Below are 14,962 nucleotides of genomic sequence, written 5' to 3'. Positions count from 1 at the left end.
ACAATATTATACTAATATACGTTGCATTGATAATAGTTCTTCTAGTAGTGTACGCTCATTAGATAAGCGTGGTACCTTATGCTGTCCTCCAAGTTTATTGTTATTCTTTAGCCAATCATAGAATAGATTCTTACGAGCGCTATGTAATACTAATGGATTTAAAGTCATATTATTCGTACGCTTCGCCTCATAATCAGAGTTGAGAGCTTGTAGATTCTTGTCTAGTACTTCACTGAACAATTGTAGATTGTCTGGAGCTTTACTGAACTCTACTACCCATTCGTGAGCACCTTTCTCTTTTCCTTCCATAAATATAGGTGCTACCGTGTACTCAGCTACCTCAGCATTCAATTCAATACAGGTCTTTGCCAATGCTCTGTCTGTATTCTCTATCATCAACTCTTCACCGAATACATTGATAAAATGTTTAGTACGTCCTGTTATTTTAATACGATAAGGTAATAGACTAGTAAAGCGCACTGTATCTCCGATTAAGTATCTTACTAATCCTGCATTAGTAGTGATCACTAGTGCATAATTCTTACCTATCTCTACTTCTGATAATGGAATTATCTTTTGATTAGAAGTTCCGAAAGTATCCATAGGAATAAACTCATAGAATATTCCGTAATCTAACATTAACAACAGTTCATTACAGTCATTCTGATCTTGGATAGCAAAGAAACCTTCAGAAGCATTATAGATCTCATAATATCTAAATCGATCACTAGGTAGTAGCTTTTTATACTGATCCTTATAAGGCTCAAAACTAACTCCTCCATGGAAATAAACCTCAGCATTAGGCCATAGTTCTAATAAATCTCCTCTACCTGTCTCTTGTATAATGCGGTTTAATAACACCAACATCCACGAAGGTACTCCTGCAAAACTAGTTACATTCTCATTCCTTACTTCCTTAATAATTGCATTCATCTTGCTTTCCCATTCAGACATTAGCGATGTCTTGTTACTAGGAGTACTGCTTAACTCTGCCCAAAAAGGCATATTATCAATTAAGATAGCCGATAAATCTCCAAAGAAAGTATTCTTGTCTTCATAAAGTTGTTTACTTCCTCCTAACCTTAAGCTCTTCCCAGTAAATAACTGGGAATCTTCATTATTATTTAAGTATAAACACAATAAGTCTTTTGCTGCTTTATAATGACAGTTCTCTAATGCTTCATTACTCACAGGTATAAACTTACTTTTTGCATTAGTAGTTCCACTTGACTTAGCAAACCAACGAATAGGCTCTGGCCAAAAGATATTATTCTCTCCTTGACGAGCGCGTTCTATATAAGGCTCAAACTCTTCGTATTTAAATAAAGGCACTCTCTCTGCGAAGTCTCCATAGCTCTTTATACTATCGTAGCCAAACTGCTTTCCTAAGATTGTCTTCTCATTTGTCTTCATTAAATTCAAAAACAAGTCATTTTGTACTTCATTTGGATATTTTCTAAATAGATCTATCTGGTGAATTCTCTTCTTCAATATCCAAGAAGCGATAGAATTAATAATTGTGAATGCCATATCTTATTAATTAGTCAAGTATCTAATCTTTTCATTATGAAAAGTTAGTAATTACAGTGGTAAATGTTTTTTCGTACTTTTACGACTTACCCAAAAATAACAATTTTATCTATGCAATACGAAGGAGTTTTAAACAAAATGCAGACGGAATTTAACACCCCTATTGAATACTATTTAGTATTTAAAAGCAACTTCATCAATATAAATCAGATTCTTGACAGAAACATAAAGATTGAGTTTACAGGATATGAATGTTTAAACTGTGGACAGCACAAAAAAATATTTAGACAAGGCTTTTGTTATGAGTGTTTTTACTCTAGTGCACAAGTAGGTGATTGGATCATGAGACCTGAGTTAAGTACAGCGCACCTAGGGATAGAAGATAGAGACTTAGAGTATGAAACAAAGGTACAGATACAGCCTCATATCGTATATCTAGCTGTAGCTAGTGATGTAAAAGTAGGGGTAACTAGAAAAACACAAGTACCTACCAGATGGATAGATCAGGGGGCTTCTAAAGCAATAGAGATAGTAGAAGTACCTAATAGATACTTAGCAGGAATCACTGAGGTAGCTCTAAAAGATATGTTTACAGACAAAACGAATTGGAGAAAGATGCTACAGAATGAAGTACTAGAAACAAACTTAGAAGAAATAAGAAATTCTCTAAAAGAGAAACTACCAGAAGAAGTAAGACCTTACTTTGACCAAACTGACTCTTCTATCTTTAATCTAAATTACCCTGTCATACAATTCCCAACAAAGATAAAAAGTCTTAACCTTGATAAGACTCCTTCTTATGAAGGTAAGTTAAAAGGTGTCAAAGGACAATATCTACTATTCGAAGATGGTACTGTATTTAATATCCGTACTTATGAAGGATATATGGTTAATATCGAAGTGATCTAATAACATATATAAAAAAAACGAGCTCCCTTAATTGGAGCTCGTTTTTTTTATACTATTCTGTTTCTTCTGTCTTTTTCTTTTTACCGAAAAGCCCTTTTAAGCCTTCGCTAATTTTGTTGACTGTTTCTTCAGTTTCATTTTTCTTTGTCACATCCTCCTCATTTGGAGTATTGTTTTCCTTTTTACCTCCTAAGATATCTAACAATGCATCTTTACCTTTTCCTACTAATTGATTCTTCTGTTCTTCTAAAATTTCATTTGTAATATTCTTTACTACATCAGCCATATTAGCAGACACCTTTGGGTTGGTAAAGTCACCAGTCACTCCTACTTTCACAGGTATTGCATCAAACTTATTACTAGATTTAGGTCCTAAAGCAGTCAATGCATTAGCGACATCATTACCTAATAATTTAGCTGGTACTTTAAAGTCCAAAGCATAATTAAGGCTTTGATCAAAGCCATGCTCACCTGATACAGTCACCGCTAAGTCTTTTGTTTTTATATCAAAAGGCTTGAACTGTACACGTCCATTATTAAAAACAATGTGCATCTTTTTATTACTCAAATCTAGATTCTTCAAATCAATGAAGTTCAACGCTCCATCTAATGAAGATAGTAGTTTAGAATTCTGAGCAGTAATACTAGCATTCGCTAAATCACCTTTTATATCACCTGACATTGTATTTAAGTCTGGTGATAAATCTGCTGCATTTAACTTTCCTTTCATCACTACAGCTGCATTTACTTTCCCTGACATCACATTAGCAATAGGTGCTACAGCTTTTAAAAACCCTAAATCAGTAAAAGTCTGTTTGATATCTAAACTTTGTAGTCCTAAGTTCATATCAAATGTAGGTATAGCTTCTTTTGTTGACACATTTCCTCCGAAAGCTATTTTCCCACCAAAAAGATCTGTTGACATATTTTGAAGACGTGCTGCTTCATCTTTAATCACTAATGTACCTTTTACATTCTTAAGTGTTAGGTCGTCGTATACTACTGTCTTTGCATTTGCATTAATTGTACAATCTAAGAACCCTGGAATCTTTAATGGATCGGATGCTTTTGTTGTAGTTGATTTCTCTTTCTTCTCTTCTACTTTCGCAGTATCTTCTTTTAATAAATCAGCTAATACAAAATTATTAGAGTTTAAATTAAAGTTTCCTTTTAAGGTCTGCTTCTTAAATAAGAACCCATATAGATTATCTAATCTCCCGTCTGCATTTAGATCTGAAGTACCCGTTTTTATAGCAAGCTTATTTAGCGTAACATTACTTGTATTAAAAGTAAGAGCTGCCTCTTGTATCTGCATTGGCTTAGCCATCGCATCTGTACTAAAATTAAAGCCTGTCAAAGATACACTACCACTGTTTTTTATATTTTGATATTGTTCTTTCTCTACAGAGTTCATATCAAAATTAGTAGCTACTTTCGCTTTTAATATCCCTGTCAGTGGTGTATCTAGTTTCACAGGATATGCTTTAGATACATTTGCCAAATTAATAACTCCATCAAAATTCGCATCTACTAATGCATTCTCGCTAATGTTCTTAATCTTTGCTTTCGCATTGAATATATCTTGATCTATCTTAAATGACAATTGGTTAATATCTACATATAGATCTTTCATTATCCCCGTCTCATTCATCACATTAATATCTAATAGAATATTCTGAACTGCTTTAGGAAGATCTGGATACTTAAAGGAAGCATTCTTTGCATTCATATGAATAGCTAGTGTAGGAATAGTCGTTTCTGTCATTTTACCTTTTACCTTTCCTTCTACTTTAAAATCACCTGATGTAGTCACCCCTTTTAGATTACCCGCATAAGCTTCTGGTATTAATCCTAAGAAGTTTTTAAAGTCTGAGTCAGGAGTAGCAAAACTCAAATCAAACTGCTGTCCGTCTTCTAATAACTGCACTGAACCATCAAATGCTAAAGGCAACTGATTAATCAATGCTTTATTCTCTTTAAATGAATACAATTGATTCGTCATATCCATTCCAATTAAAGCTTTCAGTGATAAGTTAACCTCATTCAGAAACTTAGTATCCTCCATTACAAACGAAACTTTTGCTTTAGATTCTGTATCTAAATCCAGTATATCATCTGATAGATTACCTGTCCCTTGGTGATAAAACTCGTTAATAGTAAACATCATTTTACTACCTAAATCTTTATATGTCAAGTTTAGATTGTCTATCTTATAATGATTTAAAGCTAAAGAAAACGGATCTTTATCCGAAGAGTCCTCTTCCTCTTCATCCTCTTTTTTTAATGCTATATCATAGTTAGCTACCCCTTGTTCATTCACTATCACGTTAACCTTAGCATTTTCTACTAAGATATCTTCTATACTCATAGGCTTATCCGCCCCATTGAATAACTCCATAATAGACATCTTTAGCCCTATCATTTTTGCAGAGACTAAGGTGTCTCCTGCAAATGGTTCTTTATTCACAACAGCTAAGTCCTTAATCACTACTGTTGCTTTAGGAAAGTTACGTATAAAACTCAAGTCTACTTTTTCAAATGTCACCTTTGCATTTAAGTTGTCATTGATAGTCTTTAGCACTAAATCCTGTATCTTTCCCTTAAACAAAATAGGTGTTAGCATTAGTAAGATAAACAATCCCAACACTATACCTCCTGTCCATTTTAAAACCTTTTTATTCATAACTTTTCATTTTATTACAAAATAACAAAAAAAAAGAGTTATCCCTAGTTTAAAAGGATAACTCTTTATTCGATATTAATCAATTTATGTCTTCTTTAACGAAAGCATAAATTTGACTAAAACATTGTCTTATTACTACTCTATTTTTACTTCAAAAGGCAATATTGCTTGTACACCTCTCATATTGTTGAAATAGTTAAGTCTCTCTATCATTTCATAGTTAGCTTCACCTATCTTTTCTTTGATTAGCTCTTCTTCTGATTTAAATACAGAAGCACCTAGATACCCTCTAAGCATATCTTCGAACTTCATTTTATACTCTGGGTAGTTCACTACTTTATAGTCGTCTATCTCTACCTTTTTAGCAGCATAAGCGATGGCTGTATCTAATCCTCCTAGTTCATCTACTAATTTATTTTCTAGTGCATCTTTTCCAGTCCACACTCTACCTTGCGCTAATTCGTTTACTTGTTCTACTGTCATCTTTCTTCCATCAGCTACTCTCTGAACGAATGTCGTATATACATCCTCTATGCCTTCTGTCACCATCATTCTAAAGCCTGGATCAACATCTCTAAACGGACTATAATTAGCCGCATTATCATGTGTCTTCACTTGCTCAGCATTTACTCCATACTTTGTCGCTAATGCTTTAAAGTTCGGAACCATACCGAATACCCCTATAGAACCTGTAATCGTACCTGGATCTGCAAAGATTCTATCTGCATTACTAGAGATATAATACCCCCCAGATGCAGCTACATCTCCCATAGAAACAATCATTGGTTTCACTTTTTTAGTCAACTCTATCTCTCTCCAGATTAACTCAGAAGTCAGAGCACTACCTCCAGGGCTATTTACTCTTAGCACGATAGCTTTTATCTTATCATCTTTTCTTGCTGCTTTTAGAGCACGATTGATAGATCCTTCACCAATATAGCTTACGCTACCTTCACCATCTCTTATCTCTCCTTGTGCATAGATTACCGCAATACGATCTTTAGCTGTTTTTGCACTATTTTTCACAATCACATCTTTAACGTAATCTAAGATATCTACGCTATTATAATCTTTATCTCCTTCTACTCCTAATTCATGTTTGATAGCTGCATGATACTCATCCTCATAAGCTACTTTATCCACTAATCCTGTTTTTAAAGCTAATTTAGGTGTTCTAGCTCCTAGATTATTCGCTATACCATTTAAGCTATCTACAGATATCTTTCTACTCTTAGAGATATCGTTAACTAATGTTTCCCAAATAGACTTTAAGAATACTGTTGTCTGCTCTCTATTCGCCTCGCTCATGTTTTCTTGTAAGAATGGTTCTACAGCACTTTTATATTTACCGTGTCTCATTACTTCCATTTGTACTCCCGTTTTATCTTGTAATCCTTTTAAGTAAAGAATCTCTGTAGACAATCCCTTAAAGTCTAACCCACCTACTGGATTAATATAAATAGTATCTGCAATAGAGTTTAAATAATATTCTCCTTGTGAATACACATTAGCATACGCCAATACGAACTTACCTGTTGCTTTAAACTCTTCTAGTTTATTTCTAATCTCGCGTTTCTGTACTACTCCTAGCATAGAGTTATTATTCAGAATAGAGATCCCTTTAATACGATCATCTGTCTTCGCATACTCTATAGCTGCTAGTACGTCAGACACACCATCTTTTCCAGCTTCTCTAAAGCCGAATTCCTTCATATTATATTTACCTGCATAATCATATTTCACACTAGATAAATCTAAATTAATAACTGAACTATCTTTTACTGTAACAGTATCAGAACTACTTCCCATAGCTACACCGATGATCATCAGTCCAAAAAATAATATTCCGAAGAATATAAACAGACCTACTATCGTAGCTAAAACATTTCTTAAAAACCTCATATTAAAAACAATTTATCTTATTAGTATTCAAATTATAAAAAAAGTTACAGATTATACCCGTAAATTTGCATTATTAACTGATACAAAAGTAACGATTATTCAATTTTCTTTTATTTACTTTGCCCCATGTTTACGCAAAATCAAATAGTATTATCAATAGGTTCTAATCAAGGAGATAAATTATCGAACATAGAGAAATCTATCGAACTGATTAACAAGCATATTGGTACAGTCATAAAAATATCACCTATTTACGAATTTCCTGCTTGGGGTTTTGAGAGCGATCCTTTCTTTAATTGTGCTGTATTATTACACAGTACGCTAAAAGCTGAAACGGTTATTCTAAAGGTACTCGAAATAGAACAAGTACTAGGTAGAATACGTCCACAGCATACAGTGGGGTATAGTGCTAGACTGATAGATATCGATATTATCTCTTTTAACCAAGAAGTGTATAATACTGATAACCTATCTGTACCTCATCCCTTGATGCAAGACAGACAGTTCGTACTACAGCCATGCGCAGATCTAAACTTAGAATGGGCACACCCTATACTAAAGCAAAGTTTCAAAGAATTACTGAATAGCTGTAAAGATAAAACATCTTTTAAGATAGTAGGAGAGATAAAAAGTCCAATTCTTCAATATGGCTTTACTCATGTAAACTTTATCGCCATAGAAGGTAATATAGGTGCTGGTAAGACGACTTTAACTAATCGTATATCAGAGGACTTTAATGCAAAGAATATCCTAGAAGGTTTTGCGGACAACCCTTTCTTGCCTAAGTTTTACAAAGATGCTACGAGATACGCATTTCCATTAGAGATGTCATTCTTAGCAGACAGATACTCACAGTTATCTGATGATTTAGCACAGTTTGACCTTTTTAAAGAGTTTATCATTGCTGATTATTATATCTACAAGTCTATCATCTTTGCTCAAATCACTTTAGAAGAAGACGAGTTCAAGCTGTATCAGCAGATATTTGAGATTATGTATAAAGAAACTCCTAAGCCTGATCTATATGTCTACCTATATCAGAACACAGATCGCTTATTAGAGAATATACAGAAACGTGGTCGTTCTTACGAAAGTGAAATCCCAGGTACTTACTTAGATCAAGTGAACCAAGGTTATTTTAACTATATCAAGACAATGCCTGCAGACAAAGTGTTGATCATCGATATATCAGACTTAGACTTCGTAGCTAATCAAGAAGATTATATCTACATCTTAGATAAGATTCAACATAAACTAGTGAAGCATGACGAATAAACTATTTATGACCATGCTAGGAGTCACTCCTCCAGGACGTCATATAGAACAGCATGATATCTACTTCGGTATAGGCACACAGATGAAAGACCTCATCCCACAGATAGTTGACTTTTGGCCAGAAGCAGGACCTAAACTACACGTAGATGCATGGAGAGAAGTAACGTCTGTACAAGGTCATCACATAGAAGTAGTCTCTAGAGAAGCATACCTACCTAATGATCTAAAGTTATTCTTTATCAATCTAGGCGGTTATAAACCAGGTATTTTTGACGAGTTTCACCAGACGTGTCTAGTAGTCGCTAATAGTCAGAAAGAAGCTATCCAGTATGTAAAGAGTACAGCCTTCTATGAAGAGTATAACCTGCCTCCGAGAGGATATAGTCACGTAGATAATAAGTATGGTCTAGATGTAGATGATATCTATGAGATGGACGAAATCTTAAATGAAAATTTAAAACAGCAATACGCTATCAAAATAACTCCTTCTATAGAACCTCTAACAGATGATCACATAGAACTAGGGTATATGAAGCTAAGCAGTTTCTAACTATAAAGAACGTCCCATGATAGTATATCATGGGACGTTCTTTATTTACTTACTTTGGAGTATGACATAATCAAGTAGCTCTCCTATTATAATCACTAATACTGAGAATGTGAGCATCCCTAGAACATAAGCAAAGAAAGCTTTCAAATAACTCTTTATACGTTTCACTTCAAAGAACTGACCTATTCCCCAAGTACAATAGAGCACTCCTACCACTCCTGCAATAGCCATTAAATTAACCTTTACTATCCCTTGTATTATAGCAAATACAGAAAATATCAACATAGACATTCCTGTCACAAAGCACAATAAAATTAATATCTCAAATAAATTAAAAGAGTGTTTTTTAAATAACACCTTAGCCCATACCGCTATAAACACTCCTATAATTATATTCATATACCCTGAATGAGTGTCTCCCCATAGAAATATACTATCTGCCACTCTTCCACCTCCTGAATGATGGTAAGAAACAAAACTCTCTATGTGAAAATAATGAGCAATAAGGGAATAAATAAGAGAAGCTATAATAATGAATATAATAGGCTTTACTAATTTACTTCTATCCTCAGTAATATACATCTGAACTGTAATACCTGGTTTTAGCAATAGTTCTTTTATAGTATAGAATATACCCTTCTCAACGTGTAAAACGTGGCTTATCTCATGCAAAACATAGTGACTATCTATTCTCTTTAGCTTAATTGATTCTCCACAATCAGGACAATATCCTGTTGATAAATCTGTATGAGACGTTTTACAACTCATGATTTTCTGTATATTAAGTTCAGTTATCTTATATAGTCACTACATAGTGACTAAGGAAACAAATATAATAAAATCACTTAATTCTCAAATACAATTGCGAAAGCCTTCAAAGAGATCTCTTTGAAGGCTTTCGCAATTGTATATAAAAAATTTACATCTATGAAGACATCATTAAGCCTTAGCAAACTGTACTTCAGCGAATAACTTAATATCCTCACCTACTAACACTCCACCAGTTTCTAAACCAGCATTCCAAGTCAATCCAAACTCTTTACGGTTAATCTTAGACTCTAGAGACAGTCCTATCTTAGTATTCCCCCATGGGTCTACTAGTACTCCACTATATTCTGCATTAAATGCTACCTCTTTCGTCTCTCCTTTTATCGTTAGCATACCAGTTACTACATAGTAGTTATCTGTTTTCTTCTGAATAGAAGTAGAAGTAAACACGATATCTTGATAAAGCTCTGTTTCGAAGAAATCTGCACTTTTTAGGTGAGTATCTCTATCCGCATTATTTGTATCTATAGAAGCTACCTTTGCTGTAAATGATATTTCTGAAGTTTCGAATGCTGCATCTACATTCTTAATTGTCGATGTGAAGTCATTAAACTTACCTGATACATTCGTAAACATCATGTGTTTTACTTTAAATCCTATTTCTGAATGTGTAGGGTCGATATTCCAAACTGTATTTGTCATAATAATTCTATTTTTTAAGGTTATAACCACTGTCTTATCAGTAGCGTTTTGTATGAGACAAATGTATAACCTCTAACACCCTCATACACTTAACCTAAATTAAGAACGTATCTAACTACATTTATTCTTCCTAGAACTGATCTTCTACAGATTGAAATATTTTATCTAATAATCGAGGGATTTGGATATGTTCTCCTGCTTCTAGACGAGAGACTACTAAGCTAATCGGAAAAATAACGACCTCTGTATCCTTATACTGTAAGGCATACTCATAGCCTAGGTCACCTTCTACACCTACCCATTCAAAATCGATATAATAATAACGAAGTAATGCCCCGAATAACAATCCTAACTTACCAAGATATTCTTTATCCTTTAGATCAAAACACTGCTCATCGAATAACCACTGAAGTATGTCCAACGCCTTACCAGAATCAAATACGGATTTTAACTCATATTGATTGGCTCCTAAGAGCGTACTTACACTAGACTCTATAAACTCGAGCTCTTCAGGAGTCAAGGCTTGACTACTATGGTCTTCATTGAGGACTATTCCTACATATTCTATCATCTGTACAGCCTCTTCTAAATAGCCACTTGCTAACTCAGAATTTACATCTGACTGACTGATGAATAACTGTAGCTCAAAGCGTACATTGTTATACAATACAGAATACTCATAGATATATAGATCTTCTATCTCTAGCTCTGTCATATAATAGAACTTATCTCCTACTTCCTTTACCTCCTCTTCTATATGACTCGCTTCAGTAGTAAAGTCTTCTAACACCTGCTCGAAGTCAAAGTCCTCTCCTCCTACTGTCCTTATATCATACACAGAGATATAAGGTAGATAACTCACTCCGTCTTTAGTCAAGATAAACCCTCCATAATCTGCTAACTCTACATCATACTCATCAGGTATTACCAATACTAACTTCTCTACTCCTAAATCTATATATTGCATACGCTTTACTTATTATCCTTAGATAAATATACCTTTTTTATTGTAGTCACAAAAGTTATATTATCATCTTATAAAAAAAGCTAACCATTACGTTAGCTTGTCTATTTTAGTCTTCTTCTTTCAGTATTTTATAGCCGTTAGGGTACAGCATATTCACTATCCCCTTAAACACCTGATCAGGTACCTGCTGAGCATTACTGCTATAAGCGATAGATACTTCATCATCGGGATTATATACTAGCATCGTATGCGTCCCTAGTGTGTCTCCACCATGCCCGTAAAAACTTACATTATCATAAACTAAATGCATTATACCTCTACCAAATTTACCTTCTATCTTTTGGGGCAACATTGATTCTAACGAGGCTGATGTAATTACTTTACCATGAAATAAATTATAAATAAAGATATTCAACTCTTTAGTCGTCGTGGTCAAATCTCCCACCCCTATAATATTCATCGGGTTGATGTCTATCATTTCTGCCCATTGTCCGTGTTTGAATTGATATGGTTTATGTACATAGATAGGCATCGATTTAGCAGAATATGTACTTTCTAACCTCAATGGATTCACGATATACTGATTGACTAATAAATGATAAGGTTTATCAGTCACCTCTTCTATTATTTTAGTCAATAGATAATAAGCCGAATTAGAATATGCTCGATCTGTATCAGGAGCAAACTTCACTCCTTGTTCTTTAATCAAGTTTAATATCTCCTGCTCTGTCACTTTCTCTGTCACCCACACTTCTCCTTTTTTGACTACATAGCTCCCTAGTCCACTACTGTGATCTAGCAGATTCTTAATCGTGATACGATCAGCATTGGGCATATCTGGATAGAAGTCAGATAACTTAGTGGTCAACTCTAATTTGCCCTCTTCGATTAACTTAAATATAATCACAGCAGTATAAAGCTTAGTCACCGATCCTATCTGATACATCTTATTCTCATCAGACGAGGTATCGGGTAAATTCTCTTGTCCAAAGTTTTTATGATAGACTTCTACTCCCTTTTTAAAAATAGAGAGACTGCCTGCTTCTGTATTATTCTTAGACAATTCGTTTAAATAATGATCTAACTTATATCCTTGTATTTCTTGTCCAAATACAACAGAAGATAACATCATCACAAATAATAGTATCTTGGTGTTCATCCTAATCGTTTTAATGTATTATCATTAATTAGTAGCTATCACACTACGACTGTTACAGTTATATATAAGTCAAAAGAAAGTCAATCTCTTGATGACTATTCTTATTAATAATTATACTCTAGTCGGGTGTACCCTTTATCACGCTCTATACCAATCTCTATATGCTGTACCACTTCCTCCATTAAGGCTATAACATTGATCTCTACCTCATCTTCAATTCGCTTAGTAATCATCGAAATCGGAAAACATTGCAAGGCGTAGTCTTGATACTGTAACGCCAACTCTCTACCATACTGATCATGTACTACTATCCAATGAAAATCACTGTACTGATACTGAAAACAAGCTCCGAACAAGATACCTAGTGCCTGATGATATTCATAATCATTCACGGCATACTCTCTTAGATTCAGTATCTCCTGTAACTTCGTTATAGCGTCACCACTCTCGTGATAAGCCTGAAGGTCTTCTGACGCTATCCCTAATACTTTAGCCGACGCTGTCTCTAGATGTACTAGGTCATCATACTTAGGTTCTAGTAATGGAAACTGTAGAGAAGATAGACTATCTATACTTCTGATCATCTCCTCTATCTCTTCTAGATAGACAGCTACCTCATCACTCCCTCTATCCTCCTTATTTATAATCAATGATGCTATGACAATATCATCACCATACATCACCTCGAATATGTGCATATACAGCTCCTCCTGATCTTCATTATCATAAGAGAAATAACTTTTTCCTTTATACGTCACTGCCTCTGTATTCCTCTGATGAGCTTTATCCTTAAAATCTTGTAATAGGGCTTTCTGTGTCACTCCCTCAGCTCTCGTAAAAGAGATAACACTAAATCTAATCAGAGGCTCGTCATCATGCTCGCCTCTGTATAGTATCACAGTACTATCCCCATCATTACAACTATAATAATGACTCGGCCCTTTTATAATGGTCTGTCCACTTCCTATTTCGAATACCTTCATTATTTCTCTTTTATTTATCTCAAAGATATTATTTAGTCCATTACTATAACGTGATAATATCATTAAATTATACATATTACCTTGCCCTCATTTGGTTATTTTGGTTACTTATGACCATGCTTTATCTAGCTTATTACCATTCTTAAGTCAATGAAATTCAATATTTATACAAATGTTATTCGGATACAGTTTTGCTATCCTTCGGTAAAAAGGTGTTTTTCCGAGCAAAACCAATGCTTTACCCAAATACTACCCGAACGATTCTAGTAAAAACCAAAACAAACAACTATATATCAACCAATTAACACAAATCATATTCTCCATACAAGGGCAATAACTCCATGATCATTCATTATCTCCACTAGAGGGCATTATAGGTCAATAATTTCTATTGCATAGACATAAAAAAAGCTACTTCGTATAGAAGTAGCTCCTTGATATATAAATATTGATAAGATATTACATCTGTTGGAACAAGTCCCAGATTACGATTCCTGCACTTACAGAGATATTTAAAGAATGCTTCGTACCTAGCTGTGGAATCTCGATCACTCCATCACTTAAGTTTACCACCTCTTGATTAACTCCTTTTACCTCATTACCGAATACTAATGCGTATTTCGCTCCTTCTGTCACCTTAAAGTCATTTAGCATCACGCTATTCTCTACTTGCTCTACAGACTGTACAGATACACCACTCTCTTTTAATGACTTCACTACTTCTACTACATCCTTAGCATATTCCCACTCTACAGTTTCGGTAGCCCCTAGAGCTGTTTTGTGTATTTCTTTATTTGGAGGGGTAGCGGTGATACCACATAGATATACTTTCTCAACTAAAAAAGCATCGCACGTTCTGAATACAGACCCAATATTATGTAAACTTCTTACATCATCTAAAACTACAATAATAGGTGTTTTCTCAGAAGCTTTAAACTCTTCTACATTTTTACGATCCAATTCGCTATTGGCTAATTTACGCATGACTTAAAAATTTTAGCAAAAATACTATTTATCAAATGGATTACTCTCATCTAGGTTTTATTTTTAACTAATTATACCTTAATCAATATTATTACACACAATAAAAAAGCAATAGTATTCAAATATAACACACTCGATATTACACTTTTAAAACAAAGATTGCACCAAGTAGTGCTCCCTTTCTTCCTATACAATAGCTAACTTTGTTATAAACCAACAAAGCCACACCACCATGACTAAAAAACTACTCAATCAGCTGGCTCTGCTCACCATACTAAACAATATTGTCTTTGTGGTGATATATCAAGGGTCCCTTATTGCTGACTTTGCTCAGAGCCCTCAATACATACATTTGGTCGAATTGGCATGGATACTATGTCTAACAGGACTCATTATCTTCCCTACGATTATCTGTACGTTATTAGAATCTAAACAAATCAGTGTTCAAAAATTCCCAATATTAGCTATTGCTCTATCCTTTATCTCTGTTATATTTTTTGCATTTGCTAGTATTCCATAATTTTCAGCTTGATATAGACCTAAAACGACA

Annotated in this window: 12 protein-coding genes; 3 read left to right on the top strand and 9 right to left on the bottom strand. The window is 34.2% G+C overall.

Going from position 1 to position 14,962, the window contains the following annotated elements; genetic code table 11:
• Window positions 1–6 precede the first annotated feature (6 nt).
• Window positions 7–1,530 (bottom strand): GH3 auxin-responsive promoter family protein, encoded by a 1,524-nt coding sequence (locus MYRA21_RS08890; RefSeq protein ID WP_006257284.1) that lies wholly within the window; start codon window positions 1,528–1,530, stop codon window positions 7–9.
• A gap of 111 nt (window positions 1,531–1,641) precedes the next feature.
• On the opposite strand from MYRA21_RS08890, the gene MYRA21_RS08885 reads away from it, so the two are divergent.
• Entirely contained in the window at window positions 1,642–2,439 is a 798-nt protein-coding gene (locus MYRA21_RS08885) for a DUF2797 domain-containing protein (RefSeq protein ID WP_006257285.1), read from the top strand.
• Window positions 2,440–2,491: 52 nt separating this feature from the next.
• Here the strand turns inward: MYRA21_RS08885 and MYRA21_RS08880 are convergent, their stop codons facing one another.
• The gene (locus tag MYRA21_RS08880) at window positions 2,492–5,122 is read right to left on the bottom strand and encodes an AsmA-like C-terminal region-containing protein (protein ID WP_006257286.1); all 2,631 of its coding nucleotides are present in this window, start codon (window positions 5,120–5,122) and stop codon (window positions 2,492–2,494) included.
• A gap of 135 nt (window positions 5,123–5,257) precedes the next feature.
• Window positions 5,258–7,024, bottom strand: coding sequence for a signal peptide peptidase SppA (gene sppA, locus MYRA21_RS08875; protein WP_006257287.1), 1,767 nt, complete (start codon window positions 7,022–7,024; stop codon window positions 5,258–5,260).
• Window positions 7,025–7,150: 126 nt separating this feature from the next.
• Between sppA and folK the strand changes: the two genes are divergently transcribed.
• A complete protein-coding gene (gene folK, locus MYRA21_RS08870; RefSeq protein WP_006257288.1) occupies window positions 7,151–8,299 on the top strand; it encodes a 2-amino-4-hydroxy-6-hydroxymethyldihydropteridine diphosphokinase in 1,149 nt (382 codons plus the stop codon).
• Entirely contained in the window at window positions 8,289–8,849 is a 561-nt protein-coding gene (locus MYRA21_RS08865; RefSeq protein WP_006257289.1) for a DUF1543 domain-containing protein, read from the top strand. Before folK ends, MYRA21_RS08865 begins: the two co-directional genes overlap by 11 nt.
• A gap of 45 nt (window positions 8,850–8,894) precedes the next feature.
• Here MYRA21_RS08865 and MYRA21_RS08860 read toward each other — a convergent pair whose 3' ends face one another.
• The 6 genes from MYRA21_RS08860 to MYRA21_RS08835 all read right to left on the bottom strand — a co-directional run bounded on the left by MYRA21_RS08860 (window position 8,895) and on the right by MYRA21_RS08835 (window position 14,412).
• Window positions 8,895–9,617: a DUF3667 domain-containing protein gene (locus MYRA21_RS08860; RefSeq protein ID WP_006257290.1), complete on the bottom strand. Its 723-nt coding sequence runs from the start codon at window positions 9,615–9,617 to the stop codon at window positions 8,895–8,897.
• 171 nt (window positions 9,618–9,788) lie between these two features.
• Window positions 9,789–10,319 (bottom strand): YceI family protein, encoded by a 531-nt coding sequence (locus tag MYRA21_RS08855; RefSeq protein WP_006257291.1) that lies wholly within the window; start codon window positions 10,317–10,319, stop codon window positions 9,789–9,791.
• Window positions 10,320–10,449: 130 nt separating this feature from the next.
• Complete coding sequence (locus MYRA21_RS08850) at window positions 10,450–11,286, bottom strand: DUF3806 domain-containing protein (protein ID WP_006257292.1); 837 nt, start codon at window positions 11,284–11,286, stop codon at window positions 10,450–10,452.
• A gap of 106 nt (window positions 11,287–11,392) precedes the next feature.
• Entirely contained in the window at window positions 11,393–12,445 is a 1,053-nt protein-coding gene (locus tag MYRA21_RS08845; protein ID WP_006257293.1) for a serine hydrolase, read from the bottom strand.
• A gap of 104 nt (window positions 12,446–12,549) precedes the next feature.
• The gene (locus MYRA21_RS08840) at window positions 12,550–13,428 is read right to left on the bottom strand and encodes a DUF3806 domain-containing protein (protein WP_225582007.1); all 879 of its coding nucleotides are present in this window, start codon (window positions 13,426–13,428) and stop codon (window positions 12,550–12,552) included.
• A gap of 459 nt (window positions 13,429–13,887) precedes the next feature.
• Window positions 13,888–14,412: an RNA methyltransferase gene (locus tag MYRA21_RS08835; protein ID WP_006257295.1), complete on the bottom strand. Its 525-nt coding sequence runs from the start codon at window positions 14,410–14,412 to the stop codon at window positions 13,888–13,890.
• Window positions 14,413–14,962 lie beyond the last annotated feature (550 nt).

Source organism: Myroides sp. A21 (assembly GCF_000807225.1).
GTDB classification, from domain to species: domain Bacteria; phylum Bacteroidota; class Bacteroidia; order Flavobacteriales; family Flavobacteriaceae; genus Flavobacterium; species Flavobacterium odoratimimum.
Note: the sequence above shows the minus strand (reverse complement) of the source record. Positions and strands in the feature narration are given on the sequence as shown.

Excerpts from the sequence above, each read along its gene's own strand:
- sppA (WP_006257287.1), bottom strand. The coding sequence starts at position 7,024 with ATGAGGTTTTTAAGAAATGTTTTAGCTACGATAGTAGGTCTGTTTATA.
- MYRA21_RS08890 (WP_006257284.1), bottom strand. The coding sequence starts at position 1,530 with ATGGCATTCACAATTATTAATTCTATCGCTTCTTGGATATTGAAGAAG.
- MYRA21_RS08880 (WP_006257286.1), bottom strand. The coding sequence starts at position 5,122 with ATGAATAAAAAGGTTTTAAAATGGACAGGAGGTATAGTGTTGGGATTG.
- MYRA21_RS08845 (WP_006257293.1), bottom strand. The coding sequence starts at position 12,445 with ATGAACACCAAGATACTATTATTTGTGATGATGTTATCTTCTGTTGTA.
- MYRA21_RS08855 (WP_006257291.1), bottom strand. The coding sequence starts at position 10,319 with ATGACAAATACAGTTTGGAATATCGACCCTACACATTCAGAAATAGGA.
- MYRA21_RS08840 (WP_225582007.1), bottom strand. The coding sequence starts at position 13,428 with ATGAAGGTATTCGAAATAGGAAGTGGACAGACCATTATAAAAGGGCCG.
- MYRA21_RS08850 (WP_006257292.1), bottom strand. The coding sequence starts at position 11,286 with ATGCAATATATAGATTTAGGAGTAGAGAAGTTAGTATTGGTAATACCT.
- MYRA21_RS08860 (WP_006257290.1), bottom strand. The coding sequence starts at position 9,617 with ATGAGTTGTAAAACGTCTCATACAGATTTATCAACAGGATATTGTCCT.
- folK (WP_006257288.1), top strand. The coding sequence starts at position 7,151 with ATGTTTACGCAAAATCAAATAGTATTATCAATAGGTTCTAATCAAGGA.
- MYRA21_RS08865 (WP_006257289.1), top strand. The coding sequence starts at position 8,289 with ATGACGAATAAACTATTTATGACCATGCTAGGAGTCACTCCTCCAGGA.
- MYRA21_RS08835 (WP_006257295.1), bottom strand. The coding sequence starts at position 14,412 with ATGCGTAAATTAGCCAATAGCGAATTGGATCGTAAAAATGTAGAAGAG.
- MYRA21_RS08885 (WP_006257285.1), top strand. The coding sequence starts at position 1,642 with ATGCAATACGAAGGAGTTTTAAACAAAATGCAGACGGAATTTAACACC.